This is a genomic window from Bosea vestrisii (assembly GCF_030144325.1).
Taxonomy (GTDB): Bacteria; Pseudomonadota; Alphaproteobacteria; order Rhizobiales; family Beijerinckiaceae; genus Allobosea; species Allobosea vestrisii_A.
The window spans coordinates 5,484,346-5,510,265 of record NZ_CP126307.1 but is presented as its reverse complement, the minus strand read 5'-3'; the positions used below and the strand labels follow the sequence as shown (position 1 = coordinate 5,510,265).

The following is a 25,920-nucleotide window of genomic DNA, read 5'->3' as shown; positions in this document are numbered from 1 at the left end:
GAGGCGATTGCGGTCAATCCTCGGCGCGCTCGCACAGGTTGAAAAACGCGGAAAATCCGCGCTGACGACCGCTAAGAAAATGTCATAAATCCAAAGCGCTTAGCTTGGTCGATCAAACCGACGCCGCTACCAGCGGATCAGCGCCGAGCCCCAGGTGAAACCGCCACCCATGGCTTCGATCAGGACGAGCTGCCCGGGCTTGATCCGCCCGTCCGAATGGGCCTGCGCCAAAGCGAGCGGGATCGAGGCAGCCGAGGTGTTGCCGTGCTTGTCGACGGTGATGACCACCCGGTCCTCGCTGATACCGAGTTTGTGGGCGGTGGCGTCGATGATGCGGCGATTGGCCTGGTGCGGCACGAACCAGTCGATGTCGGCGCCGGTGAGCCCGGTTTCCTCAAAAGTATGGCGTACGGTGTCGGCCAGGTTGACCACCGCGTGCTTGAAGACCTCCCGGCCCTCCATGCGCAGGAAGCCCACTGTCTTGGTCGAGCCCGGCCCGCCATCGACATAGAGCTTGTTCATATAGCGGCCGTCGGAGCGGATATGGGTCGTCAGCACGCCGCGATCGGCGAGCGTGCCGTTGCCCTGCTCCGCCCTGAGCACCACGGCGCCGGCGCCGTCGCCGAAGAGCACGCAGGTGCTGCGATCCTCCCAGTCGAGGATGCGCGAGAAGGTCTCGGCGCCGATGACGAGCGCGGTCTTCGCCGCGCCGCTGGTCAAGAACTTGTCGGCGGTGGCGAGCGCGAAGACGAAGCCGGAGCAGACGGCCTGCAGATCGAAGGCTGCGCCGTGGCTGATGCCGAGCGCAGCCTGGATCTCGGTCGCGGTCGCAGGGAAGGTGTGGTCGGGCGTCGCGGTCGCGACGATGATGAGGTCGACCTCGCTCGCCGGGATCCCGGCATCTGCGAGCGCAGCCTCAGCCGCTTTCAGGCCGAGGGTGCCGGTGGTCTCGTCATCGGCCGCGATATGGCGGGCGCGGATGCCGGTGCGCTGGACGATCCATTCATCGTTGGTGTCGACCTGCTTCGCCAGTTCGGCGTTGGTCAGGATTCGCGCCGGCAGATAGGAGCCGCAGCCGCGCAGGACGGATCGCATTCTGGACAAGGACGTTTCTCTTCCCTACTCGCCCGTAAGCCCGTTCCGATCAGCTTGCAGCGCATGCTGATCGGTAAAACGGTCTCTTACTCCATATGGGGACGGATTCACCGACAGACTATCCAATCTGATCGGATCCGGCTCCTACGACCTGCGGAGCTGAGCCGGGCCGCGCCGTCGCGGCGACCATCTCACGCACCTTGGCCATCAGATTCTCGCGCGCCATCTCGTAACCGAGTTCGGTCGCGCTGGCGAACCCGACGGCATCCGTGCCGCCATGGCTCTTGATCACGATGCCTTCCAGACCCAGAAAGACGCCGCCATTGACCTTGCGCGGGTCCATCTTGTCCTTCAGCGCCGCGAAGGCGCCACGGGCTAAAAGATAGCCGATTTTCGACATCAGCGAACGGCCCATCGCCGCACGGAGATACTCGCCGATCTGCTTGGCCGTGCCTTCGGCGGTCTTCAGGGCGATATTGCCGGTGAAGCCCTCGGTGACGACGACGTCGACGGTGCCCTTGCCGAGATCGTCGCCCTCGACGAAGCCGTGATAATCGAGATGCGGCAGGTTGCTCTCGCGCAGGATGCGACCCGCTTCCTTGACCGCCTCGACACCCTTGATCTCCTCGACGCCGACATTGAGCAGGCCGACACTCGGCCGATCGATGTCGAAGACGACGCGCGCCATGGCGGCGCCCATCACGGCAAGATCGACCAGATGCTGGGCATCGGCGCCGATGGTGGCACCGACATCGAGCACGACGCTCTCGCCGCGGACCGTCGGCCACAGGCAGGCGATCGCCGGCCGGTCGACCTGCGGCATCGACTTCAGGCAGAATTTCGACATCGCCATCAGCGCGCCGGTGTTGCCGGCCGAGACGGTGACGTCGGCCTCGCCGATCTTGGTCGCGTCGATGGCGCGCCACATCGACGATTTGTAGCGGCCATAGCGCAGCGCCTGGCTCGGCTTGTCGTCCATTTTCACCGAGACCTCGGTGTGGTGGAAGGTCGTCACCGCCTTGAGCTTCGGATGGGCATCGAGCAGCGGCAGGACCAGCGCCTCGTCGCCGAAGATCACGAACCTCGCATCGGGGCGACGTTCGAGCGTGAGCGCGGCGCCCGGAATGACAACGGATGGGCCGTGATCCCCGCCCATGGCGTCGAGCGCGATTGTAACCGGGCGTGTCATGAGAAGGTGGTCAATTCCAGGGCCTGTGCCCCCTGCCAGGGTGGCCGGGCGGGCGGCGGACCATAGCGGGTTGGCCGCCCGCCGCAAGCCAAAGCGTTGATGTTTTTAGCGATCATTCGCCGCGTTTCAGCTGCAGGAGCGCGGCGAAAGGCGATTCGGCTGGCGTCTCGGGTGCCGGCTCGCTGAACGCGACGCCAGGCTTGCGCGGATAGGGATCGAGCGCGAGCGCGAGGAATTCGAGCGTGACCAGGCCCAGATCAATCGTGCCGTCGATGATCGGCTCCGGCGGGTCTTCCTCGTTCATCAACACCTCGATGTCGATCTCGTCATCCTCCGACGGTCGCGCCATGGCGGCGATCTCGGCCTCCGGCGCGAAGTCGAGCTTGACCGGCACGTTGAGTTCGACCGGGAAAGGATCGACGGTGACGACGCAGTTCTGGTGCAGGCTCGCCTTGATCATGCCCTCGAGCTTGACCCGCTCGCCATTGCGCGAGAGCGAATAGCTCGCCTTCAGCGCCTCGGCCGATGCGACACCGAGGAAACTCGCAACCGCGGCGAGTTCGCCCTGCTCCGCCGCCAAATCGACGGCGACGGGGCGCAAGGTGATGGTCTCGACGCGGAGCGGGTGCGAAAACGGCAATGTATCCTGGCTGGAAGCGGTCATGTGGCGATGCTGTCTGCGAAGTGCGGGAACAAGGGATCGGCGGCGAGGATATCGTCGAGCGTGCGCGTGGCCAAGACGGCGGCGGTGGTCCTGACATGGCGCGCAAGTGTCGGCGCATCAACCCCGGCACCGACATTGCGCAGCAGAGCCGCCTCGAGCGCAGCTGGCGACGCGGCGGCGAGCGCCTCCTCATAGCCGCTGATGCGACCATAGAAGCTGCGGCCGATCTTCTTCATCCGCTTCGGCACGGCGATGTCGCTGATGCCGCCCTGGCGGAAGCCGAGCTCGAGATAGGCAAAGCTCGCGTCGATCAGATCCTGCGCCACATCGGCAGCCGGCGCCGGCAATTCGCGCAGGCGGCGCAGAACCAGGAAGAGATGGAGCGTCAGCGCCTCGAAGCGCCCCTCGAAATCGTCGGGCACGCGTCCCTCTCGATAAAGCGCGGGCTCGCGCGAGGCCGAGACGACGCGTTCCAGCACCGCATTGACCGGTGCCATCCGCGCGCGCTTCCTGCCGAACAGGCCGAAGATCACAGCCTCTACCCCACCTTTCCCAACTTGCTTGGCTAAAAAGCGACTTGCCTTGCCAAAGCCATGCTCGGGCGTTACGCCAAGCGCACCCACCCTGACAAGCGCGGCAGCACCGCGCGCCTGCCTCCGGATCCTCCAAGCATGACCGCTCCGACCCGCCGTACCGTCCTGATCGGCTCGCTGGCCGCCGCGTTGCCGCTGGCAGGCTGCGGCACCGCTACCAATCTCGGCTTCCGCACCCCGACCTCGGCCGGCCTCAACGAGGAGTTCACCCGCGGCTTCGTCATGGACGATGAGCTGATCGCCAAGGTGAAGCCCGGCATGGACGTGCAGACGGTGCTGACCACGCTCGGCACGCCATCGACCACCTCGACCGTCGGCAACCGCACCTTCTATTACATCAGCCAAAGGGTGCGCCGGCGCTTCCAGTTCCAGGAGTTTGCCGTCATCGACCAGCAGGTCCTGGTGATCTATTTCAACAAGGGCTTCAAGGTCGAGCGCATCGCCAATTACGGCCTGCAGGATGGCGTGATCTTTGACTTCATCAGCCGCACCACCACGACCGGCGGCGAGGAGCAGAGCTTCCTGCGCAACCTGTTCCGAGGCGTCACCAAGTTCTCGCCGTTCGGCACCTCATAGGCGCCTGTCCGCACCGAATGCAAAAAGCCCCGTGGCGCTGCCGCGGGGTTTTTTCTTTCTCTCCGGCCCGGATGTTCAATCGGCTTTCGCCTTCCGCTCCGGCAGTGTCATCGCGAACACGCCGACGATCACCAGAGCAAGCCCGGCCCAGGCGGTCGCGCTCAGGCGCTCGCCGAGGAACAGGACGCCGATGGCGACGCCTGTCGGCACACGCAGATAGGCGACCGAGGTCGTGCCGACCGTGCCGAGCCGGTCGATCAGCCGGAAATAGATGATGAAGGCGAGCGCGGTCGAGAATACCGACAGCGCCAGCAGCGCCTGGATCGACTGAGGTGACGGCGAGAGCGCCCAGGGCCGGTCGATGAGCAGGCTGAAGGGGATCAGGATCACGGCGCCGCAGATCAGCGAGCCGGCCGCCGGCATGATCGGGTCGAGCCCCTTGAAATTGCGCCCGAACAGCGCCGCCCCGCCATAACAGGCAGCTGCCGCGACCAGAGCGAGCTGCGCCCAGAGCTCGCGGCCGACGCCCGAAAGTGCCTCGACGCCGATGATCAGGCAGACGCCGAGCATGCCGGCGGCGACGCCGAAGAGCTTGCGGCCCGCGGCCGCCTCGGCACGAAAGAGCAGCAGGCTCAGAAGGAAGGCGAAGATCGGCGAGCCGGCGTTGAGGATCGCGGCGAGGCCGGCATCGACGCTGGTCTCGGCCCAGGCGATCAGCGTGAACGGCACGGCACTGTTGAGGCAGGCCTGGATCAGGAAGCGCCGCCAGATCACCGGATCGCGCGGCAGCTTCAGCCCGCGCCAGCGGATGATGACGAGGAGGATCGCGCCGGCGATCAGCGTCCGCGCCGCGATCAGGGTCAACGGCGGGATCGTCTCGACGCCGAGCTTGATGAAGCTGTAGGAGGCGCCCCAGAGCACAGCCAGAAATACCAGCAGCGCAATGTCGGAAAGCTGACCATGACGGGCGGCGAAGGTGCTGGCAGGCGTGGTCATGAGGCGCTCCTTGAGGACGTGCAGACCATGCCAGCATTGCCGGCCCAGTGCTGTCGCGAACGCTACGGTCCCGGCCGTATCGAGCCGCGATCATCGTGCCGACCTCAGCTGCGGGATTTGCCTTGGCACCGCGCGAGCCAGGAGCGTAGGCTCGAAAATCAGCGGCAGATGGAGTTCACCATGAACCCGGAACTTGGCCGGCGCGTGATCGCGATTGCACAGAAGCTCGTCGGCAGCCACTACATCAATGGCGGCTATGGCGCGACGCCCGGACTCAACGATGGCTGCCCGTGTCGATCCGGCGGGATCTCGCTGATCGCTGACGAGGACAACCTGAACCCGAAGCTCAACTCGGCGAACAAGAAGGCCAACCTCGCCGTCAACGCGGCGACGATGTCGATCAAGACCTATTGTGTCTGCGCCGGCAACTACACCACCTTTCCCGGCGACGTTACGACGGAAACCGCAGCGGACCTCGTTGCCTATCTCGATTCGCTGAAAGGCAAACCGCCGTCGAGCTGGCAGAACCACAAGGAGCATCTCACGCCGCGACGCGCCTTTGGGCCGGGTCAGAATGGCGGCGATGGCGGTGGCAAACTCGTCTGGGGCCAGTCTTGCAAGGGCATCCGCCACTTCGATTGTGTCGGCTTCATCAGCTACTGCTATTGGAAAGCGAGCGGCGCTGTCTGGCAGCTCGACATCGGCGCTTGGCGCAAGCCGGGGGTGGCAAGCAGGTCTTCGATTTCAAGGCAGGGCAGCGACCATCCGCGCTGATGGACGGCGACATACTGGTCAAGGCCGATCACCATATCGGCTATGTCAGCGCAACCGGCACGATCATCGAAGCACAGGACACGGATCTGGGCGTGCGCTCGACGCCCGGCTTCATGCTCGCCTCGCCGGGCAAGTGGACGCACCTCGTGCGCTTGTCCGGCGCCGGATCTGCCGAACTGGCCTGGCCGATGGGCTGGTGGCGCGTATGGGATGGCGGCACCTGGTTCTATTATCTCGGTCCCGACGGCGTCGCGAAGTCGAGCAAGACGTCGCCGTTCAATACGCGCACGCCGCCCGGCAAGGCACACAACACCGGCACCTGGGTTTACAGTGCGCCGAAGACGCTCGTGATCACCTGGAAACAGGTCGCCGGCGCGCCGAAGCCCTGCAAGGAAACCTTCGTGAACGCGGCCGAAGGGTGCGAGCAGATGAACGCGACCTCGAACCTGTACTCGCCGCTGGTCGCGACGCGGATGGAGTGAGGCTCACAGCCCGATTCAAGCTCTCCCCAAATCGAATCAACCGATCGCCCCAAAGCCTTGAGCGCAAATGAAAACCCCGCGGATCGCTCCGCGGGGTCCGTGCTTGATCAGACGGCTCTCGCGCTCAGGAATGCGCCAGGATAGCGAGCAGCAGCAGAGCGATGATGTTGGTGATCTTGATCGCCGGGTTCACGGCAGGGCCCGCCGTGTCCTTGTAGGGGTCGCCGACGGTGTCGCCGGTGACCGAGGCCTTGTGCGCCTCCGAGCCCTTCATGTGGCGCACGCCGTCCTTGTCGACGAAGCCGTCCTCGAAGCTCTTCTTGGCGTTGTCCCAGGCGCCGCCGCCCGAGGTCATCGAGATCGCGACGAAGATGCCGGTGACGATCACGCCCATCAGCATGGCGCCGACGGCGGCGAAGGCCTGGTTCTTGCCGGCGATGGCGTTGATGACGAAGAAGGTGGCGAACGGCGCCAGCACCGGCAGCAGCGACGGCAAGATCATCTCCTTGATCGCCGCTTTGGTCAGCAGGTCGACGGCGCGGGCGTAATCCGGCCGCTCCGTGCCTTCCATGATGCCGGGCTTCTCCTTGAACTGGCGGCGGACTTCCTCAACCACCGAGCCGGCGGCGCGGCCGACCGCAGTCATGCCCATGCCGGCGAAGAGGAAGGGGATGAGGCCGCCGAGCAGCAGGCCGACGACGACATAGGGGTTCGACAGCGAGAAATCGACGACGACGCCCTTGAAGTACTGGAAGGTCGTCGAGCCCGCCTTGTTGGCCTCGGCCACAAAGAAATTGAGGTCCGAGGTGTAGGCAGCGAACAGCACCAGCGCGCCGAGACCGGCCGAGCCGATGGCGTAGCCCTTGGTGATCGCCTTGGTGGTGTTGCCGACCGCGTCGAGCGCGTCGGTGGAGTGGCGGACCTCCTTGGGCAGGCCGGCCATCTCGGCGATGCCGCCGGCATTGTCGGTGACCGGGCCGAAGGCGTCGAGCGCGACGACGACGCCCGCGAGGGCCAGCATCGCGGTGGTGGCGATGGCGATGCCGAACAGGCCGGCGAGGCCGTAGGAGACGATGATGCCGGCGATGATCACGATGGTCGGCATCGCCGTCGATTCCAGCGAGACCGCGAGGCCCTGGATGACGTTGGTACCGTGGCCGGTGACCGAGGCCTGGGCGATCGAGACGACCGGGCGCTTGCCGGTGCCGGTGTAGTATTCGGTGATGACGACGATCAGCAGCGTCACCGCGAGGCCGACCAGCGCGCAGCCGAACAGGGCGCCCGAGGTGAAGGTCGCGCCCTGCCCCGTCGTGAACGAGGCCGAGAAGCCGCCGAACATCAGGTAGTTGACCGCGGCGATGGCGCCGACCGAGAGCACGCCGGCGGCGATGAAGCCCTTGTAGAGCGCCCCCATGATCGACTGGTTGGCGCCGAGCTTGACGAAGAAGGTACCGATGATCGAGGTGACGACGCAGGCTGCGCCGATCGCCATCGGGTAGAGCATCATCGCCCCCAGCGTGGGCTGGCCGGCGAAGAAGATCGCGGCGAGCACCATGGTCGCGACCAGCGTCACCGCATAGGTCTCGAACAGGTCGGCGGCCATGCCGGCGCAGTCACCGACATTGTCGCCGACATTGTCGGCGATCGTCGCCGGGTTGCGCGGATCATCCTCCGGAATGCCGGCCTCGACCTTGCCGACGAGGTCAGCGCCGACATCGGCGCCCTTGGTGAAGATGCCGCCGCCAAGGCGGGCGAAAATCGAGATCAGCGAGGCGCCGAAGCCGAGCGCGACGAGCGAGTCGATGACGGTGCGGCTGGAAGGCTCGAAGCTCTTCATCGAGGTCAGGAAGCCGTAATAGCCGGCGACGCCGAGCAGGGCGAGGCCCGCGACCAGCATGCCGGTGACCGCGCCCGCCTTGAAGGCGACGTCGAGGCCGTCGCCGAGCGACTGCATCGCCGCCTGGGCGGTACGAACGTTGGCGCGGACCGAGACGTTCATGCCGATGAAGCCGGCGACGCCCGAGAGCACGGCGCCGATCAGGAAGCCGATGCCGACATAGGTACCGAGCAGATAGGTCAGACCGACGAAAAGGACGGCGCCGACCATGGCGATGGTGACGTATTGGCGCTTGAGATAAGCCTGCGCGCCTTCCGCCACCGCGCCGGAAATCTCCTGCATGCGCTGGTTGCCGGCATCGCGTTTCATCACGTCGCCATAGGCCCATAGGCCGTAGACGATCGATAACGCACTCAAGAGTATGATGATGAGCAAGGCCGACATCGAATTTCCTATCCCTGAGAATTCGTCACCCGGGGCAGGACGCCCCGACGGATCCCGGTTTTCCGGGTTGTTGAACGCAGGGAACGGCTCCGCTGGGCCTCACAAAGAATCAGGCCCGCAGCGCCGATCGCCAGTGTTGGCGAGATTGTTGCCCAGTTTCCGCCGGAATCGCAAACGGCTCAGCTGACAAAATCGCACGAATGTCAGGCAGGCGGGCGCGGATCGATGCGCAGCGCATCATCCCGCCTGCAGCAACGGCTCCGTCTGGTCAGAGCGCGACGTCGCGATTGACGTTCTTGTAGAGCAGATAGGCCGCGTCGCCGAACCCGGTCGGATAATATTGCTGCGGGCAGAATCCGCCCATCCAGATGAAATCCCCGGCCCAAATCTCGTGCCATTCGGTGCCGAGAAAATAGAGGCCCTGCCCTTCCAACATGTAGAGCCCGTGCTCCATCACATGGGTCTCGACATCGGGGAAATAGGCGCCCGGCTTGAACCACATCAGGTTCATCTCGAAATCGAAGCGCATATCGCCGCGCGGCAGCAGGAACTGGAAGCCGCGTCCGTCCATGCCCGTATGGTTGGTGACCGGAACCTCGTCGCGATGAGAGAGGATCGGGTCCGGCTGCGGCAGGCCAACCGCCTCGTAGCGCTTGCGCAGGCCAAGTACGCGCAACTGCTCCGAACCGGTATTGCGAAGCGAGAAGGCGGTACCGGGCGGGACATAGGCGAAGCTGCCTGGCCGCAGCTCCATTGCCGCCGCATCGCCGATGGCGAAGCGGCCGGTGCCCGAAAGGACATAGTAGAAGTGCTGGATGCCGTCCTCGCGGAACGGCACCGGCGTGCCCCCTTTCGGCTCAATCTCCAGCAGATATTGCGCGAAACGCGCGCCGAGCACCGGCGCGGCGAGGACACGCACGACCGTGTCGTCGAGATGCGGCAGGCGGCTGACCAGCACGCCCTCGGGCGGCATGAAGGCGTAGTTCGGCCGCACCACCCCGCGATTATGGCCGATCGCCCCAGGAGCAGGCCGTCCGGGAGTCGCGGGAAGCTGATGCGGGCGCATGGGAAAGCCTTTCCTCGAGGGCAGGTAAGGCCTCCGATCTTGCCGGCTCTACCTAAGCGAGGAAAGTCGCCTCAAGCGGGCCGCGCCTGCGTTTGCAGACCTTGCCAGGCCACCAGCGCCAGGGCGATCGCGACCGGCGGGAAGACCAGCCAGTTGACGCTGTCCCAGCCGCCGGCGCTGAGCAGGCCGCCGGAGGAGAATGACGCGATCGCGACCGAGCCGAAGACGAGGAAATCATTGGCGGCCTGGACCTTGACCCGCTCTTCAGGCCGGTAGCAGTCGGTGACCAATGCGGTCGCGCCGATGAAGCCGAAGTTCCAGCCGACCCCGAGCAGCACGAGCGCGATCCAAAAATGCGCGACGCTGAGGCCGTTGAGGCCGACCACGGCGGCGAGCGCGGTCAGCACCAGGCCGGCGGCGGTGAGCTTCTCCTTGCCGAACCGCGCGATCAGGCGGCCGGTGAAGAAGCTCGGCGCGAACATGGCGAGCACATGCCACTGGATGCCGAGCGCGGCGTCACCGACGCTGTGGCCGCAGCCGACCATGGCGAGCGGCGCCGCGGTCATGACGAAGCTCATCAGCCCGTAGGTGACCAGCGCTGCGATCACCGAGGCGATGAACTTCGGCTGGCGCATGATCACGGATAGCGGCCGGCCGCCGCCGGCTTTCGCCGGCGCCACCGGCGGCGCCCGCAGCGCCAGCACGACGCCGATCGCGAGCAAGGCGAGCGCGCCCTGCGCCAGGAAGCTCGCGGCGAAAGGTGCAGCCGGCGTCAGGTCACGTGTCCAGTAGACCGATTGCGGGCCGATGATTGCTGCCGCCAGCCCCCCGATCATCACCCAGGAGATGGCGCGCGGCTTGAAGCTGTCGCTCGCCGTGTCGGCTGCGGCGAAGCGGTAGCTCTGGACATAGGAGCCATAGAGCCCGCACAGGAACGTGCCGAGGCAGAACAGCCAGAACAAGCGCTCGGCCACTCCAGCCGCGGCAACGGCGGCGCCAACCGCGCCGAGCAGCGCGCCGATGACATAGCCGCTGCGGCGGCCGAGCCGGCGCATCATGAACGCCGCCGGGATCACGCCGGCGGCGAGGCCAAGCTGCATCAGGCTCACCGGGACGGTGGCGAAGGCCTGATTCGCGACCAGCTGCGAGCCGACGATGCCGCCCAGCGAAATCACGATCGCCGGGCTCGCGCCTCCGAGCGCCTGAGCGCCGGCGAGCACCAGCGCGTTGCGCCTGGCGAGTAAGTCGCCATCCATCACCGGAACATGCTGGTTCATCGCAGCCGCCGCCCTTCGCGGCTACGTGGCCGCCGTCAGAAATGAGCGAAGGAGCCGCGTGCGAAGGTTCGCGACCGGCCCGCTTCGGTATAGCGCACGGTCCCGACCTCGGCGGTCACACGCCCGATGCGCGCCAAGCCGAGCCCCGCCGCCTCGGCGGCAGCAGACAGAGAAGGATATTCTCTCTCAGTGACCGTACAGAGAATTTCGTAGTCGTCTCCGCCAGTCCAGGCCAGTTCCGCCAGCGCGGGATCGGCCATGACGGCAGAGCGGGCCGCGGGCGAGAGCGGCACCGCGTCGAGATCGATCTCGGCCCCGGCTTTCGAGGCTGCCAGCAGCTTGGCGAGGTCGCCGACCAGACCGTCGGAGATGTCCATCGCGGCCGAAGCATGGCTCTGCAGGGCGGAAGCGAATGCAGTACGGGGCTGCGGGTGCAGATAGCGGTCGGCGAGGAAGGCGCGGTCGGCTTCAGCGAGCTTGCCGACCCAGGCGGGGCGATCCGGCCCATGCGCCTTCAGCCCGAGCGCGCCATCGCCGATGGTGCCGGTGACGGCGATGACATCGCCTGGCTTCGCTCCGGAGCGCAGCAGCATGCGTCCGGCCGGGACGCTGCCGAAGGCGGTGATCGAGAGCATCAGCGGTCCGGGAGTCGAAACGGTGTCACCGCCGATCAGCGGGCAGCCGCCCTCGCCAGCCATGGCGCCGAGCCCCTCGGCCAGGCCGGCAAGCCAGTCCTCCGTCCAGCCTTTCGGTAGAGCGAGCGTCAGCACGAAGCCATCGGGTTTCGCGCCCTTGGCGGCGAGATCGGAGAGGTTGACGCCAAGCGCCTTGCGCCCGATCGAGGCGGGCGGATCGTCGGGGAAGAAATGCACCCCCGCGACGAGCGCATCCGCCGTGACGACGAGCTCATAGCCGCGCGCCGGGCGCAGCAGGGCAGCATCGTCGACGAGGCCAAGCCCGTCACGGCCGGCGATCGGCGCGAAATAGCGGGCGATCAGTTCGAATTCGCCGGGCGTCTGGGGTCCGGCCATGGCTTCGCTCAAGCCGCCGGCGCGTCGAATTCCTCGGCGCGGACGTCGCGGGCCAGCTTGTCGAGCACCGCGTTGACCATGCCGACCTCCTCGCCCTCGTAGAAGGAGCGGGCGACGGCGACATATTCCGAGATCACGGCGCGGGCCGGCACGTCCTTGCGGAAGGCGAGCTCATAGGCGCCGGCGCGCAGGATGGCGCGGACCACCGCCTCGATGCGCTTCAACGGCCAGCCGGAGGCCAGCGTCTCGTCGACCGAGCGATCGACCAGGCGCTGCTCGCGGACGACACCGCCGAGCAGGTCGCGGAAGAAGGCGATCTCGGCCTTGGGGAGTTCGATGTCCTCGACCTCCTTGCCGATCCAGAAGGCCTCGAACTCGGCCATGGCCTCGACCACGCCGCGTCCGCCGATCTCCATCTCGTAGAGCGCCTGCACGGCCGAGAGCCGGGCGCCGCGGCGCATCTCGGATCGGCTCATTTCGACTCCTCCGCCAGCGAGCGCTTATAACGCAGCACTGCGAGCGCAGCTTCCGCCGCGCCGCCGCCCTTGTCCATCTCGCTGCGGTTGGCGCGGGCCCAGGCCTGCGCATCGTTCTCGACGGTGAGGATGCCGTTGCCGAGCGGCAGGGCGAAGGCGACCGAGAGGTCCATCAGGGCGCGCGAGCTTTCGCCGGCAACGATGTCGTAATGGCCGGTCTCGCCGCGAATGACGGTGCCGAGCGCGACCACGGCCTCATAGGGGTCGACGGATTCGTCAGCAGCGCGCAGGCCGATGACGATGGCCGAAGGGATTTCGAGCGCGCCAGGAACGGTGACGCGGTCGACGCGGCAACCTGCCTTCTCCAGTACGGCAAGCGCGCCAGCCAGCAGCTCGTCGGCGAGCGTGTCGTAGAAGCGGGCCTCGACCACGAGCACGCGGGCGCCGTCGAGCGGGGTGACCGAAACAGCCGATGATTGCCGGGGTCCGGCCATGATGAAGTCCTCGTCTGGGATTGAGGACGCTGGTTAGCCGCCCGGGCGCGCCTCCGCAAGCCGCGCGGCATACCGCGCCATCAGATCGACCTCGACATGGACGCCGTCTCCCTGCCTGCGCTCGCCCCAGGTGGTGACGCTGAAGGAGTGCGGGATCAGCAGCACGGTGAAGACATCGTCCTCGACCGTGTTGACGGTCAGGGATGTCCCGTCGAGGCAGATCGAGCCCTTGGCGGCGATGAAGCGGGCGAGCCCTTGCGGGGCGCGGATATGGAAGCGCGCCGTCGCGCCCCAGAGCTCGCTGGGGTCGGCGGCGATCTCGTCGATCTTCAGGATCCTGCCGACGCCGTCGACATGGCCGGTGACGAGATGGCCGCCGAGCTCGTCGCCCATCTTGAGCGAGCGTTCGAGATTGATCTTGGTACCGGGCGCCCACTCGCCGACCGATGTCATCGCCAGGGTCTCGGCTGCGGCCTCGACCTGGAAGACGCAGCCGGGCTCGCCATCCTCGCGCGGGTTCAGTGCCGTCACGGTCAGGCAGACGCCGGCGGAGGCGATCGAGGCACCGATCTCGATGCCGGAGGCTTCCCAGGGACAGGAGATATCGAACTGCTTGAGGCTCGGGCCCTTGCTCTCGGCGCGGGTGACGGTGCCGATGGCGGTGACGATGCCGGTGAACATCAGGCGATCCTCGTGAAACGTTCGAAGCGGTCGCAGCCGATCTGCCCCGCTTCAGTGACGGCGTAAATCTCGGGATCGGCGAGCAAGGCTGCAAGCCCCGGCCTGACGGCGACGATGCCATCGCCGCCTAACGGCTTCGGCGAGGTCGAGACGATGACCTCGTCGGCGAAGCCTTGCAGTGCCAATTGCTCGCCGACGGTCGGGCCACCTTCCGAGAAAACACGGGTGATGCCGCGCGTCGCTAGGAGGCGCAGCGCCTCACCGAGGTCGAGATGGCCGTCGGCAGCGCGCGAGACGCGCATGACCTCGACACCGGCGGTAACCAGCTTCTCCTCCGCGGCGACCGGCGCGTCCTCGGCCGCGATTACCCAGAGCGGCACGGTCGCAGCGCCCTGCACCAGCTTGGCGGTCAGCGGCAGGCGCAGCGCGGAATCGAGCACGACGCGGACGGGCGAGCGGATTTCCAAGCCCGGCAGGCGCACGGTCAGCAGCGGGTCGTCGGCGAGGACACTGCCGATGCCGAGCATGATCGCATCATGGCTGACACGCAGGCGATGCACCCATTCGCCCGATTCCGGACAGGAGATGGCAAGCCTCGCGCCCCCTGCCCCGCCGGCGAAGCCATCGGCCGTGCGCGCCACCTTGAAGGTCACCATCGGCCGGCCTTGCGTCACCCGCAGCACATGGCCGCGATGGCTGCGCTGCGCCTGATCTTCGAGCATGCCAACCTTGACCTCCACACCCGCCATGCGCAGCAGGGCATGGCTGAGCCCGGCGATCTGCGGATTGGGATCGGCCATGGCGGAGACGACGCGCCTGACGCCGGCGAGCAGGGTGCGCTCGACGCAAGGTGTCCCACCGCGGATCGTGCGATGCGAGCAGGGCTCCAGCGTGACGTAGAGCGTGCCGCCGCCTGCGGCCGCTCCGGCCTGCTCGAAGGCCATCGCCTCGCCATGCGGCCGGCCACCGGGCTGCGTGCGCCCCTCGCCAACGACCACGGGGCCGTCCGAGCCATCGCGCACGACCACGGCGCCGACGCTCGGATTCGGCCAGGTCTGGCCGAGCCCAAGCGCGCCGAGCTCCAGCGCTCGCGCCATGAAGGCGCGGTCGATCTCATCCTGGTCAGGCATCGTCGCGAGCAGGCGCCGGCTTGGTGTCGGTCTCGATCTCGTCGCTGCCGAGCTGGCCGAGAAGCTCCTCGAAGTCGCGGGCCTCGCGGAAGTTCTTGTAGACCGAGGCGAAGCGGACATAGGCGACGTCGTCGAGCGCCTTCAGCCCTTCCATGACCAATTCGCCGATCGCCGAGCTCTGGACCTCGCCCTCGCCGGAGCTTTCGAGCTGGCGGACGATGCCATTGACCATGCGCTCGACGCGCTCGGGCGCTACGGAGCGCTTGCGCAATGCCACCTCGATCGAGGTCTGCAGCTTGTCGCGATCGAAGACGGTGCGCCGGCCCGAACGCTTGACTACGGTCAGCTCGCGCAGCTGCACGCGCTCGAAGGTGGTGAAACGCCCGCCGCAATCGGGACAGACGCGCCGACGCCGGATCGAGGCATGATCATCGGTCGGCCGCGAATCCTTCACCTGCGTGTCGAGGGAGCCGCAATAGGGACAACGCATGGCGGGCTTTCAGACGGGTTGAGCCTCGCGTCCGGCCTCATCGACCAGGGCAGCGGCGAGATTGGCGCTCGACCAGGACGGCCAGCCGGCTCCGGCGAAATCGCGATCATGCGACCAGATGTCGGCATCATAGGTCCAGGCGAGCGCAAGGACATGGGCGTCGTTGACGCTGCCATTGCGGGAGGCGACGGCTTGACGAAGACTCCGTTCAGCCGATGTCAGATTATCGTCATAGCGAGCCGTCTCGACCACTTCGATGGCTTCGAGGATTTCGTCCGCGATCTCGATCAAGACAGAAGCGCCAGGATCGAGCCGCGAAAGCACGTGCCTCACTTCCAGCGAAGCCTCCGACGAGATCACCAGCGCGCGCCGGGCGCTGATCCGCTCCAGCAGCGGCCTGGACCGGAAACCCAGCACTGCGCTCAGGACGATGTTCGCGTCGACGACGAGCGTTTCCGACGGCTCTCGCATCAATCGTCACGTTCGCCGAGAAAGCGCTCAAGGCGTAGCTTCGTCTCGGACGAAAGAGTCGCATGGTAAGCATCGCTGCGCTTCAGCGCAGCGGAAATCCGCGCCGTATCCGGCTTCTTGACCGGCACCAGCAGCCCGACCGTGGCCGAGCCGCTTTTGATCGGGACAGGATGCGGCAAGGCCTGGATGGCACCTGCCGACATCTTCTGAAGCTCGCGCATGGTTACGCTCTGACGGCTCATATCAGCCTCCTCGCCGACATGTATGTAACCCCGTAGGGCGACCTATTCAAGTCGCCCTGCGAAGCCGCAGTCCTGCTCAGTAGATCGGGAAGCGCGCGGTCAGCTCGTGAGCTTTGGCCTTGACCGCCTGCTCGACCGCGGCATTGCCTTCCTCGCCATTGGCGGCGAGGCCGTCGAGCACCTCGGCGATCAATTCGCCGACCTTCTTGAACTCGGCGACGCCAAAGCCGCGCGATGTCGCTGCCGGGGTACCCAAGCGGATGCCCGAGGTGACCATCGGCTTCTCCGGATCGAAGGGGATGCCGTTCTTGTTGCAGGTGATGTGGGCGCGCCCGAGCGCAGCCTCGGCCGCCTTGCCGGTCACCTTCTTCGAGCGCAGGTCGACCAGCATCAGGTGGTTGTCGGTGCCGCCGGTAACGAGGTCGAAGCCCTTGCTCTTCAGCGTCTCGGCCAGCGCCTTGGCGTTGGCGACGACGGCGTGAGCGTAGGTCTTGAACTCCGGCCGCAGCGCCTCCTCGAAGGAGACGGCCTTGGCGGCGATGACGTGCATCAGCGGCCCGCCCTGCAGGCCGGGGAACACGGCCGAATTGATCTTCTTGGCGATCGCCTCGTCATTGGTCAGCACCATGCCGCCGCGCGGGCCGCGCAGGGTCTTATGCGTGGTGGTGGTGACGACATGGGCGTGCGGAAACGGCGAGGGATGGGCGCCGCCGGCGACGAGCCCGGCGAAATGGGCGATATCGACCATGAAATAGGCGCCGACCTTGTCGGCGATCTCGCGGAAGCGGGCGAAGTCCCAATGACGGGCATAGGCCGAGCCGCCGGCGACGATGACCTTCGGCTTGTTCTCGACCGCGAGACGCTCCATCGCGTCATAGTCGATGACCTGGTCGACGACGCAGACGCCGTAGGGCACGACCTTGAACCACTTGCCCGACTGGTTGACCGGGGCGCCATGGGTGAGATGGCCACCGGCGGCGAGGTCGAGGCCCATGAAGGTGTCGCCCGGCTGCATCAGCGCCATGAACACGGCCTGGTTGGCCTGGCTGCCGGAGTTCGGCTGGACATTGGCGAACTGGCAGTCGAACAGGCGGCAGGCGCGCTCGATCGCGAGCTTCTCGGCGATGTCGACGAACTGGCAACCGCCATAATAGCGCCGGCCCGGATAGCCCTCGGCATATTTGTTGGTCATCACCGAGCCCTGCGCCTCGAGCACGGCGCGCGAGACGATGTTCTCCGAGGCGATCAGCTCGATCTCGTCGCGCTGGCGACCGAGCTCGAGCTCGATGGCGCGGGCGATCTCCGGATCGACATCGGCAAGCGACGCGCCAAAGAAGGAGTTGGAGAGGTGCTTGTCCAGCGCGGCTTCGGTCATGTCCGGCTCCTGAAGAATGCGGCGGCCGATCGCGGCCTGGCCCCGTGGGCGGTCCCTATCATGCGAAGTGGGGCTGTCCAGTGATAGATGGCCGCGGGAGGCGGCGATTCACCGTGTCCGTGGCGACTTGCGGGACGGGCGATAAACCAGCCTCTCGCGCGATGCCGCCTGCATCAGCTTGCGGAAGGTCGGGCATTCCAGATGGCTCGGCGCCGGGCAGTCGGCGACGTGGTGCAGGACATCCCGCAGCGTGCGCAACTCGACCATCTGCCGTTGCAGTTCGTTCGCTCTCGCGCGCAGCTGGTCGCGCGGGATATCGGGCCGGCCGTCCTGCCCGAACATGCCGGCGATCTCCTCCAGCGAAAAGCCGGCCGCCTTGCCCATGGCGATCAGCGACAATTTCAGCAGGACGTCGCCATCGAACTGCCGCCGCAGGCCATGCCGCCCGAGCGAGGCGATCAGGCCGATCTCCTCGTAATAGCGCAAGGTCGATGGCACGATGCCGGAGCGCTCGGCGACCTCTCCGATATCCAGAACGCGCATGCTTGACCTCAAGTCGGCTTGAATTCGTACACTCTGCCGAACTTATTCATTTCGGCAAGAGGAACATCATGGAAGCCATTCTCGCTACAAAGCAAATTCCGATCTGGCAGGACCGGCGCGCAATCGCCCTTTTGATGGCGGCATCGCTCACGACGATGGCGAACGCGACGATCGCCCCGGCGCTGCCGGGGCTCGAACGCGTGTTCGCGGACGATCCCAACGCCGCGCTGCTGACGCGGCTCTTGGTGCCTGCACCCTCGCTCGCGGTTGCGATCTGCGCCCCGCTCGCGGGACTCGCGGCCGACCGGATCGGACGCCGCAAGCTGCTGCTCGTCGGCGTGGTCCTCTTCGTGATTTCGGGCTGTGCCGGGCTACTCCTGCCGAATCTACCGGCGATCTTCTTGAGCCGCCTCGTGCTCGGCGTCGCCGTCGCTCTGATCATGACGGCGCAGACGGCGCTGATCGGCGACTACTTCAGCGGCGATGACCGCAACGCCCTGACCGGCCTGCAGATCTCAGCCCGCAATCTCGGCGGCCTCGTCTTCATCCTCACCGCCGGCTGGGCCGCGGCGATCTCGCCGCGCCTGCCCTTCGCCATCTACGGCCTTGCGGCGGCCTTCCTGCCGCTGATGTGGCTGGTGATCGTCGATCCGCCGCGCCTGTCGCGCGCCGCTGGTGCCGCCTTGGCAGACGCCGGCGGCGATCGCTCCCCCTGGCGGCTCCTCTTCGCCTCGCTGGTGCTGCTGCAGGCCGTCACCAACATGATCTTCTTCATCATGCCGACGCAGCTGTCCTTCTTCCTGGATGCGCAGGGCTATGACAGCGCGATCATGACCGGCACGGCGCTCGGCGTGCTGATGCTGTCGGGTGGCGGCTTCGCGCTGCTCTATCCGCGCATCCAGCGCGCCGTCGGCTATGCCGGCATCTTCGCGCTGGGCTATGGCGCCATGGCCGTGGGTTTCCTGCTGCTGGTCACCGCCGCGGCGACCCCGGCGATCTTCGCCGCCGTCGCGGCCATCGGCGCAGGCTACGCCCTGGTCTCGCCGAGCTTCATCGCCCTCGCCCTGAACCTTGCACCAATGCAGAAGCGCGGGCTTGCCGGCGGCATCCTCACCGCTTCGATCTTCATCGGCCAGTTCTGCTCGCCGCTGCTCAGCACGCCTCTGATCGCAGGCTATGGATATCCTGCCCTCTTCGGCGGCACGGCCGTGCTGCTCGCCGCGATGACTGCAACAGCAGTGCTGGCGGGTGGCGCCGGCCGGCTGCGCAGGCAATAGTGCGGCGATATGGAATGCGGCATCGCGCCCGCTCTGCTCTATTTCACAGATCGAGTGAGCCGACTCGCAGCCGCATGGCACAACCGTCGGCTGCAATGGAATCGACATCGGGATGTCGCAGCGCACCTGCGATATCCCAGGCTACAAGAAGACGGGGGATGCCGGCGTGACCCAGGATGCGCAGCAGATCGAAGCCGAAGCGCCGGAATGGCCGCCCAAGCGCCGCTCGCCCCTGCACGCCTTCATGGAGAGCGGGGCTGCGGCCGGCGTCCTGCTCGTCTGTTCCGCGGCCTTGGCGCTGATCATCGCCAATTCGCCGCTGGGCGTCGTCTATTTCACAATCCTCGAAGCGAAGGTCGCGGGCCTCTCGATCCTGCACTGGATCAACGATGCGCTGATGGCGCTGTTCTTCCTGCTCGTCGGGCTCGAGATCAAGCGCGAGTTCATCGAGGGTCAGCTCGCGACCTGGAGCCGCCGGGCCCTGCCGGCGCTGGCCGCGCTCGGCGGCATGATCGCGCCCGCCCTGATCTATGCCTCGCTCGCCTGGGGCGATGCGCAGGCGCTGCGCGGCTGGGCGATCCCCGCTGCAACCGATATCGCCTTTGCGCTCGGCGTGCTCGCCATCCTCGGCTCGCGCGTGCCGGTCTCGCTCAAGATATTTCTGACCGCGCTCGCCATCCTCGACGATCTCGGCGCGATCCTGATCATCGCCCTGTTCTATTCCGGCAATCTCTCGCCGCCGATGCTGGCCGGCGCCGCCGCCTGCCTCGCCGTCCTGATCGCGCTCAACCTGCGCGGCGTCCGCTTGCTGCCGCTCTATCTCGCCATCGGCGCCCTGCTCTGGTTCTTCGTGCTGAAATCCGGGATCCACGCCACGCTCGCCGGCGTCGCGCTGGCGCTGACCATCCCGCTCGGCGGCCATGGCAAGGAAAGCGACGAGCCCGAGCACTCGCCGCTGCACACGCTCGAGCACAAGCTCCATCCCTGGTCGTCCTATTTCATCGTGCCGGTCTTCGGTTTCGCCAATGCCGGCGTCTCGATCGCCGGCATGTCGCCATCGCTGCTCTTGACGCCGGTGCCGCTCGGCATCGTGCTCGGGCTCTTCATCGGCAAGCAGATCGGCGTCTTCGGCTTCGCCTGGCTCGCGGTCAAGCTGGGCCTCGGTACCATGCCGGCCAAGGCGAGCTGGGCGCAGGTCTATGGCGTCTCGCTGCTCTGCGGCATCGGCTTCACCATGAGCCTGTTCATCGGGGCGCTGGCCTTCGCCAACAATGCCTCGCTCAACGACGCGACCAAGATCGGCGTGCTCGCCGGCTCGGCGCTGTCGGCGGTGATCGGCTACGTCGTGCTCCATTTCGCCGGGCGGCACCTGGCGATGGCGGAAGATGAGCCCGCGCTGGCGGCCGTGCCGCGCAAGCGGGCGCACTGAGGGGCGTCACCACAAAATCGTCGCAGCTGCGGCGGAACCAAGGCGGCGCCTCGACGTTGCCTCCGCAGCGGTGGAGGTGGCAATGGGTTTCAGTCTTCTGGAAATCTCGATCGTGATGGCGTGCATCTCGCTGCTCGGCTTCCTGATCGCCGACAACCTGGCCTGATCGACCGCTCGGCGCGGCCTTTGTTTTCCTGGCCGCTCGCGGGGGGCATCCGAACTGAACCGGGTCCCTGAAATGAAACGACCCGCTGTCTCCAGCGGGTCGCATGATCGATCTCGGATCGAAGGACTCAGATGTCCTGATCGCCCTGCAGGGCCGCGACCGGGACCGGGCCGAGGCCGTCCTTGTTGTAGATGTCGTCACGGAACTGCACGCCGCCATCGGGCGTCGCCCAGGCAGTGACATAGACCCAGTAGCACGGCACCGGATTGGCGATGCGGGCATTGACGCGCTCGCCCGAGGCGATCGTCTCGTCGATCTTGGCGCGATCCCAGCCAGGCGTCTCCTTGAGCAGGAAGGCGATGTAGTCGCGCACGTTCTGGACGCGGATGCAGCCGGAGGAGACGAAGCGGAAATCGTCGCCGAAGATGCCCTTCGACGGCGTGTCGTGCATGTAGACGCCGTGCGGGCTCGGAATGTTGATGCGCACGAAGCCGAGCGAGTTGAACTCGCCGCCCGGATCCTGGCGGAAGGTGTAGCGGGTCGCCTCATCCGAGCGCCAGTTGACCCGCTCCGGCGGAATCTCGCCGCTCGGTCCGATGATGCGGATCTTGTTCTCGGTCAGGTAGCTCGGCTCCTTCTGCATCTTCGGGATCAGATCCTTGCGGATGATCGAAGCGGGAACCGTCCAGGTCGGGTTGAAATTGATCTCGGGGATCTTGGTCTGCAGCAGCGGCGACTGGCGATCGATCTTGCCGACGCCGGCGGCGTGGCGGGTCGCGACATGGCCGTTCTCGACCGTCTCGACCGCCGCCGCCGGGATATTGGCGACGACATAGCGGTTGCCGAGATTGCCCGACCAGGTGCGCAGGCGCACGATATTGGTCTCGAGCTGGCGGATGCGCCGGTCGACCGGCACGTTGAGTGCGGTCAGCGTCGCGCGGTTGATGCTGCCGGTGGTCGACAGGCCCATGCGCGACTGGAAGCGGCGCACGCCACCCTCGACATAGGAATCATAGATGTTGCTGTCGCCGGCGGAGGCATCGAGATCGCCGGTGATGATGAGCCGCTGGCGCAGCGCGACGACGCTGGCGCCGCGCGAGCCGACGGCGAGCTTGTCGCTGACCTGGAGAGGCTGCCAGCCACCACGAGCGGCAAGCGCCCGATAGGCTTCGACGGCCTGCTCGGTCGCGGCCAGCGCGGCCGGCGACAGCATCGGCGTCGAGGAACGCGCGACTGCATTGCGCGCGCCGGCATCATAGCTCTGGCGCCATTCGGCCTGCTGGGCGAAAGCCGGCAGGCTGACGCCGACGGCAGCGCTCGACAACAGGGCCAGGACCGTCTCGCGACGTGTCAGGCTGAGTTTCGGCATCGATCGTACCCCTTGGACTTCGCATATCATCGGAGCGGGACGCGACCCGCCCCTTCGGCCTGGCATCTGCCACGCCGGTCGCTGGGGACGATCCCTTACCAGAGTTAACACCCTATGATGAGCGCGGCATTTTTAGGGCGGCGATGCGCTTTGCTCACGTGGGTTTGATCGTGTGGCCGGAAAGAAACAGGCGCACGCGCTCCGGCGGGAGGCCGAAGCGCGCTGCGGGAAAACCTATTCGAAGCGGGACGAGCGCCCCCGCCCCTCAGAGCTTGTAGCGGATCTGGTCGGTCCAGAAGCGCTCGAGGCGCAGCAGGGCGTTGTTCATGCGCTCGAAGTCGTCGGCCGCGATGCCGCCGATCTGCTCGACCGTGCGAACATGCTTGTCGTAGACGCCCTTGACGATGTTGTGCACCTCGCCGCCCTTTTCGGTCAGGCTGATGCGCACCGAGCGACGGTCGATCCGCGAGCGGGCATGGTGCAGGAAGCCGAGCTCGACCAGCTTCTTGACGTTGTAGGAGACGTTCGAGCCGAGATAGTAGCCGCGGGTGCGCAGCTCGCTGGCGGAGAGCTCGGCGTCGCCGATATTGTAGAGGAGCAGCGCCTGCACGCTGTTGACGTCATCGCGATTGCGGCGCTCGAACTCGTCCTTGATCACGTCCAGCAGCCGGCGATGCAGCCGCTCGACCAAGGTGAGGGACTCAAGGTAAAGCGGCTTCACCTTGAGCTGAACCTCTTCAGCCGCGGCCGGCTCCACAGTCTTTACATTGCTCTTCATGGTATATCCCGCCTGTTGCATGTCGGCCAGGATTGTCTCCCGGTCCGCTTCTGAGAGACACCATAGGCAGGGCGGATGAAAACGAGTTTAAATATCAGGATGAATCAGGGATTTACCCATTTGGGTGAATCCAAAATGAACCGGAAGTCTCTTAAGCTAAAGCGATTCTTACCGCAGCCCGAGGTATTCGCGGCAGATACGCCGGTTCAGGTTTCCTGGTTCTCAGCCGCCCAGGTCGCCAGGAAATAGGCCAGCATCAGCCCGACATAGGTGCCGATCAAAGCGGGCGAAAGCGTCAGCCAGCGCGGGAAGAAGAAGCCGAGCAGAAGCTGGCTGACGGCGGCGAGCAGCCAGAGCACGCCGCCCCAGGTCGCTGTCAGCCAGAGGCCGACGCCGGCGACGAGATCGAAGACCGCGAAATAGACGGTGATCGCCTGGAAGGTCAGAGGTCGCGTCTCGAAGGCCGGGCCACTGTCCAGTCCGAGACCCAGGATGATCGCCCAGTGGAACAAGCCCTTGCCGATCCACACCACCGAGAGCAGGCGCAGCAGCCAGACCAGGAGGAGCCGCCAGCGCATACCGCGCCTGGCCTCGCCGGCCGGGCGCGGGCCACGCAGAACCTCGCCGTCACGCAGGACCGCCATCTCAGCCGCTCACGACCAGCTCGGTCGCTCCGAGCGGGGCGAAATAAGCCGCCACATCAGCCGGATCGAGCTCTTCCAGCGTCTGCGGCCGCCAGGACGGCGCCTGGTCCTTGTCGATCACCACGGCGCGGACGCCCTCATAGAAATCATGGCCGCGGGAAATCCGCGAGACGATGCGGAATTCGAGCTGCATCGCCTCTGCGAGGTTCAGCGAGGCGCCACGCCGCATCTGCTCGAAGGCGATGGCGACGCTGGTCGGCGACTTCGCCCGGATCGTCGCGAGCGCCTTGGCGGCGAAGGCATCGCCGGCTGCGGCCTTGGCACCCAGCCGGCCGAGAACGTCAAGCAGCGTCGCCGCGCCGAAGCAATGCGCGATCGTCGCGCGCTCCGGCGCGAGCTTGCCCGGTCCGGGATCCCCGGCGAAGCGGGCGATGGTGACGTCGACCGGCTCGGAACCGGTCAGCGCCTCGGCGAGCTCGGCCATGCGCGCTGACGGCACCGCATGCGTCGCGAGCCCAAGCGCCAGCGCATCGGCCTGGCCGACGCGGTCACCGGTCAAGGCGAGGTAGGTGCCGCTATGATCGGGCAGGCGCGGCAGGGCATAGGTTGCGCCGACATCGGGGAAGAAGCCGATGCTGACCTCCGGCATGGCGAAGAGCCAGCGCTCGCCGGCAACGCGGTAATTGCCGTGCAGGGAGAGGCCGACGCCGCCGCCCATGACGATGCCATCGACCAGAGCGACATAGGGCTTGGGATAGCTCTGGATGCGGGCGTTGAGGATGTACTCCTCGCGCCAGAAGGCGAGCATCTCGTCATATTGGCCGGCCTTGCCGAGATCGTGCAGGCTGCGGATGTCACCGCCGGCGCAGAAGGCCTTCTCGCCGGCGCCGGTCACGACGATGCGCGTGACGGCGGGATCGTGCTCCCAGGCGTCGAGTGCCTTGGCCAGTTCGCGCACCATGACGAGATTGAGCGCGTTCAGCGCCTTCGGCCGGTTGAGCACGACGAAGCCGGCGCTGCCGCGGGTTTCGCAGATGATGTCCGGCTCGTCCGACATGGTGCTCTTTCGTCTGGTCCGGCCCCGTGTTTGGGCGTTGGCCGGAGGCCTGTCAACGCACCGGCCGGCGCGCAGCCGCACGGTGCGCTTTAGCGAAGTGCCCGCGCGATACGCGTGGCTGCATGCGACCATCGCGACTGTTTTGGAATGGTTCCGATGTGCTAAAGCATCGCCGGCAAGCAAGATCGCGTTCGAAGCGGAGGCGTTTATGGCATCTCGGGTTGTGCGGCCCTTCCCCGCGCCGCAGGCGCGGCAGGCCGAGGCTGCGGCCGCCATGACGGACGCGCTCGGACTCACCCGCCGCATGCGCCGCAACCGCAAGGCGGACTGGTCGCGCCGGCTGGTGCGCGAGAATCGCCTCACCACCGACGATTTGATCTGGCCGATCTTCCTGATCGATTCGGCCGAGCCGATTTCGCCGGTCGCCTGGATGCCGGGCGTCGACCGCCTCAACATCGACGAGGCCGTGCGCCAGGCCGAGGCCGCGGCCAGGCTCGGCATCCCCGCGATCGCGCCCTTCCCTTATGTCGACCCGGCCTTGCGCGACGAGACCGGCTCGGAGGCACTCAATGGCCGCAACCTGATGTGCCGCGCGGTCAGGGCGATCAAGGCGGCGGTGCCGGAACTCGGCATCATCTGCGACGCGGCGCTCGACCCTTACACCTCGCATGGTCATGACGGCGTGATGGATGGCGAGAAGATCCTGAACGACCCCAGCGTCGGCATCCTCGTCCGCCAGGCGCTGGCGCTGGCCGATGCCGGCGCCGACGTGATCGCGCCCTCCGACATGATGGACGGGCGCGTCGGCGCGATCCGGGCCGCGCTCGACGCCAACGGCCATGAGGACGTGCAGATCATGGCCTATTCGGCCAAGTACGCCTCGGCCTATTACGGCCCGTTCCGCGACGCGATCGGCACCAACGCCACGCTCATCGGCGACAAGCGCACTTACCAGATGGACCCGGCCAACACCGACGAGGCGATCGCCGAGGTCGCGCTCGACCTCGAGGAAGGCGCCGACATGGTAATGATCAAGCCCGGCCTGCCCTATCTCGACGTGATTGCCCGGGTGAAGGACACCTTCGCGGTGCCGACCTTCGCCTACCAGGTCTCGGGTGAGTACGCGATGATCATGGCGGCGGCCAACAACGGCTGGCTCGACGGCGACAAGGCGATGCTGGAGAGCCTGCTCGCCTTCAAGCGCGCTGGCGCCGACGGCGTGCTGACCTATTTCGCGCCGCGGGTGGCAAAGATGCTGAAGGCTGTCGCCTGAG

General features: G+C 66.6%; 29 protein-coding genes. 7 read left to right on the top strand and 22 right to left on the bottom strand.

The genetic code is table 11. The features are described 5' to 3' along the window. Nucleotides 1-126: 126 nt before the first annotated feature. From QO058_RS27150 to QO058_RS27135, 4 genes are all read right to left on the bottom strand, one after another. Entirely contained in the window at nucleotides 127-1,104 is a 978-nt protein-coding gene (locus tag QO058_RS27150; protein WP_284169326.1) for a beta-ketoacyl-ACP synthase III, read from the bottom strand. A 109-nt stretch (nucleotides 1,105-1,213) separates the two neighbouring features. Then, on the bottom strand, nucleotides 1,214-2,284 hold the full coding sequence (plsX, locus tag QO058_RS27145) for a phosphate acyltransferase PlsX (RefSeq protein ID WP_284169325.1): 1,071 nt from the start codon (nucleotides 2,282-2,284) through the stop codon (nucleotides 1,214-1,216). Nucleotides 2,285-2,396: 112 nt separating this feature from the next. Further along, nucleotides 2,397-2,948, bottom strand: a complete 552-nt coding sequence (locus QO058_RS27140) for a YceD family protein (RefSeq protein ID WP_284169324.1) — start codon at nucleotides 2,946-2,948, stop codon at nucleotides 2,397-2,399. Beyond that, nucleotides 2,945-3,445 (bottom strand): ubiquinol-cytochrome C chaperone family protein, encoded by a 501-nt coding sequence (locus QO058_RS27135; protein WP_284169323.1) that lies wholly within the window; start codon nucleotides 3,443-3,445, stop codon nucleotides 2,945-2,947. The genes QO058_RS27140 and QO058_RS27135 overlap by 4 nt, the downstream gene beginning before the upstream one ends. Before the next feature lie 174 nt (nucleotides 3,446-3,619). On the opposite strand from QO058_RS27135, the gene QO058_RS27130 reads away from it, so the two are divergent. Next, nucleotides 3,620-4,117, top strand: a complete 498-nt coding sequence (locus QO058_RS27130) for an outer membrane protein assembly factor BamE (protein WP_284169322.1) — start codon at nucleotides 3,620-3,622, stop codon at nucleotides 4,115-4,117. Between the two features lie 75 nt (nucleotides 4,118-4,192). Here the strand turns inward: QO058_RS27130 and QO058_RS27125 are convergent, their stop codons facing one another. Next, nucleotides 4,193-5,113, bottom strand: a complete 921-nt coding sequence (locus tag QO058_RS27125; RefSeq protein ID WP_284169321.1) for a DMT family transporter — start codon at nucleotides 5,111-5,113, stop codon at nucleotides 4,193-4,195. Between QO058_RS27125 and QO058_RS27120 the strand changes: the two genes are divergently transcribed. Together QO058_RS27120 and QO058_RS27115 are read left to right on the top strand one after the other, a co-directional pair. Further along, entirely contained in the window at nucleotides 5,078-5,887 is an 810-nt protein-coding gene (locus tag QO058_RS27120) for a hypothetical protein (protein ID WP_284169320.1), read from the top strand. The genes QO058_RS27125 and QO058_RS27120 overlap by 36 nt on opposite strands. Continuing rightward, nucleotides 5,887-6,369, top strand: coding sequence for a hypothetical protein (locus QO058_RS27115; protein WP_284169319.1), 483 nt, complete (start codon nucleotides 5,887-5,889; stop codon nucleotides 6,367-6,369). The genes QO058_RS27120 and QO058_RS27115 overlap by 1 nt, the downstream gene beginning before the upstream one ends. Before the next feature lie 124 nt (nucleotides 6,370-6,493). Here the strand turns inward: QO058_RS27115 and QO058_RS27110 are convergent, their stop codons facing one another. From QO058_RS27110 to QO058_RS27050, 13 genes are all read right to left on the bottom strand, one after another. Next, nucleotides 6,494-8,650 (bottom strand): sodium-translocating pyrophosphatase, encoded by a 2,157-nt coding sequence (locus QO058_RS27110; RefSeq protein ID WP_284169318.1) that lies wholly within the window; start codon nucleotides 8,648-8,650, stop codon nucleotides 6,494-6,496. A 268-nt stretch (nucleotides 8,651-8,918) separates the two neighbouring features. Further along, nucleotides 8,919-9,716: a (S)-ureidoglycine aminohydrolase gene (gene allE / locus QO058_RS27105; protein ID WP_284169317.1), complete on the bottom strand. Its 798-nt coding sequence runs from the start codon at nucleotides 9,714-9,716 to the stop codon at nucleotides 8,919-8,921. A 71-nt stretch (nucleotides 9,717-9,787) separates the two neighbouring features. Next, the gene (locus QO058_RS27100; protein ID WP_284169316.1) at nucleotides 9,788-10,993 is read right to left on the bottom strand and encodes an MFS transporter; all 1,206 of its coding nucleotides are present in this window, start codon (nucleotides 10,991-10,993) and stop codon (nucleotides 9,788-9,790) included. Between the two features lie 35 nt (nucleotides 10,994-11,028). Further along, complete coding sequence (gene thiL / locus QO058_RS27095) at nucleotides 11,029-12,024, bottom strand: thiamine-phosphate kinase (RefSeq protein ID WP_284169315.1); 996 nt, start codon at nucleotides 12,022-12,024, stop codon at nucleotides 11,029-11,031. An 8-nt stretch (nucleotides 12,025-12,032) separates the two neighbouring features. Beyond that, complete coding sequence (gene nusB, locus QO058_RS27090; RefSeq protein WP_284169314.1) at nucleotides 12,033-12,500, bottom strand: transcription antitermination factor NusB; 468 nt, start codon at nucleotides 12,498-12,500, stop codon at nucleotides 12,033-12,035. Next, on the bottom strand, nucleotides 12,497-12,994 hold the full coding sequence (ribH, locus tag QO058_RS27085) for a 6,7-dimethyl-8-ribityllumazine synthase (RefSeq protein ID WP_284169313.1): 498 nt from the start codon (nucleotides 12,992-12,994) through the stop codon (nucleotides 12,497-12,499). The genes nusB and ribH overlap by 4 nt, the downstream gene beginning before the upstream one ends. 33 nt (nucleotides 12,995-13,027) lie before the next feature. Then, entirely contained in the window at nucleotides 13,028-13,675 is a 648-nt protein-coding gene (locus tag QO058_RS27080) for a riboflavin synthase (protein WP_284169312.1), read from the bottom strand. After that, nucleotides 13,675-14,805 carry a bifunctional diaminohydroxyphosphoribosylaminopyrimidine deaminase/5-amino-6-(5-phosphoribosylamino)uracil reductase RibD gene (gene ribD / locus QO058_RS27075; protein WP_284169311.1) on the bottom strand — a complete coding sequence of 377 codons (1,131 nt, stop codon included), beginning with the start codon at nucleotides 14,803-14,805 and terminating at the stop codon, nucleotides 13,675-13,677. Before ribD ends, QO058_RS27080 begins: the two co-directional genes overlap by 1 nt. Next, nucleotides 14,798-15,295 (bottom strand): transcriptional regulator NrdR, encoded by a 498-nt coding sequence (gene nrdR, locus QO058_RS27070; protein ID WP_284169310.1) that lies wholly within the window; start codon nucleotides 15,293-15,295, stop codon nucleotides 14,798-14,800. Before nrdR ends, ribD begins: the two co-directional genes overlap by 8 nt. 9 nt (nucleotides 15,296-15,304) lie before the next feature. After that, entirely contained in the window at nucleotides 15,305-15,766 is a 462-nt protein-coding gene (locus tag QO058_RS27065) for a PIN domain-containing protein (RefSeq protein WP_284169309.1), read from the bottom strand. Next, complete coding sequence (locus QO058_RS27060) at nucleotides 15,766-16,008, bottom strand: hypothetical protein (RefSeq protein ID WP_284169308.1); 243 nt, start codon at nucleotides 16,006-16,008, stop codon at nucleotides 15,766-15,768. Before QO058_RS27060 ends, QO058_RS27065 begins: the two co-directional genes overlap by 1 nt. Nucleotides 16,009-16,084: 76 nt before the next feature. Then, the gene (gene glyA, locus QO058_RS27055) at nucleotides 16,085-17,383 is read right to left on the bottom strand and encodes a serine hydroxymethyltransferase (protein WP_284169307.1); all 1,299 of its coding nucleotides are present in this window, start codon (nucleotides 17,381-17,383) and stop codon (nucleotides 16,085-16,087) included. 108 nt (nucleotides 17,384-17,491) lie between these two features. Then, entirely contained in the window at nucleotides 17,492-17,926 is a 435-nt protein-coding gene (locus tag QO058_RS27050) for a helix-turn-helix domain-containing protein (protein ID WP_284169306.1), read from the bottom strand. A 68-nt stretch (nucleotides 17,927-17,994) separates the two neighbouring features. Here QO058_RS27050 and QO058_RS27045 point away from each other — a divergent pair, with 68 nt between their 5' ends. The 3 genes from QO058_RS27045 (at nucleotide 17,995) to QO058_RS27035 (ending at nucleotide 20,798) form a co-directional block, all read left to right on the top strand. Continuing rightward, nucleotides 17,995-19,203 carry an MFS transporter gene (locus QO058_RS27045; protein ID WP_284169305.1) on the top strand — a complete coding sequence of 403 codons (1,209 nt, stop codon included), beginning with the start codon at nucleotides 17,995-17,997 and terminating at the stop codon, nucleotides 19,201-19,203. Between the two features lie 112 nt (nucleotides 19,204-19,315). Then, nucleotides 19,316-20,632: a Na+/H+ antiporter NhaA gene (nhaA, locus tag QO058_RS27040; protein ID WP_284169304.1), complete on the top strand. Its 1,317-nt coding sequence runs from the start codon at nucleotides 19,316-19,318 to the stop codon at nucleotides 20,630-20,632. Beyond that, nucleotides 20,589-20,798: a hypothetical protein gene (locus QO058_RS27035; protein ID WP_284169303.1), complete on the top strand. Its 210-nt coding sequence runs from the start codon at nucleotides 20,589-20,591 to the stop codon at nucleotides 20,796-20,798. Before nhaA ends, QO058_RS27035 begins: the two co-directional genes overlap by 44 nt. Before the next feature lie 127 nt (nucleotides 20,799-20,925). Here the strand turns inward: QO058_RS27035 and QO058_RS27030 are convergent, their stop codons facing one another. The 4 genes from QO058_RS27030 to QO058_RS27015 form a co-directional block, all read right to left on the bottom strand. Continuing rightward, nucleotides 20,926-22,167 carry a L,D-transpeptidase family protein gene (locus QO058_RS27030; RefSeq protein WP_284169302.1) on the bottom strand — a complete coding sequence of 414 codons (1,242 nt, stop codon included), beginning with the start codon at nucleotides 22,165-22,167 and terminating at the stop codon, nucleotides 20,926-20,928. A gap of 265 nt (nucleotides 22,168-22,432) precedes the next feature. Beyond that, nucleotides 22,433-22,945 carry a transcriptional regulator LdtR gene (ldtR, locus tag QO058_RS27025; protein ID WP_284169301.1) on the bottom strand — a complete coding sequence of 171 codons (513 nt, stop codon included), beginning with the start codon at nucleotides 22,943-22,945 and terminating at the stop codon, nucleotides 22,433-22,435. Nucleotides 22,946-23,151: 206 nt separating this feature from the next. Next, a complete protein-coding gene (locus QO058_RS27020) occupies nucleotides 23,152-23,589 on the bottom strand; it encodes a DUF6163 family protein (RefSeq protein WP_284169300.1) in 438 nt (145 codons plus the stop codon). Nucleotide 23,590: 1 nt separating this feature from the next. Next, the gene (locus QO058_RS27015; RefSeq protein WP_284169299.1) at nucleotides 23,591-24,646 is read right to left on the bottom strand and encodes an enoyl-CoA hydratase/isomerase family protein; all 1,056 of its coding nucleotides are present in this window, start codon (nucleotides 24,644-24,646) and stop codon (nucleotides 23,591-23,593) included. Between the two features lie 208 nt (nucleotides 24,647-24,854). On the opposite strand from QO058_RS27015, the gene hemB reads away from it, so the two are divergent. Beyond that, the gene (gene hemB / locus QO058_RS27010) at nucleotides 24,855-25,919 is read left to right on the top strand and encodes a porphobilinogen synthase (protein WP_432211986.1); all 1,065 of its coding nucleotides are present in this window, start codon (nucleotides 24,855-24,857) and stop codon (nucleotides 25,917-25,919) included. Nucleotide 25,920: the final 1 nt, after the last annotated feature.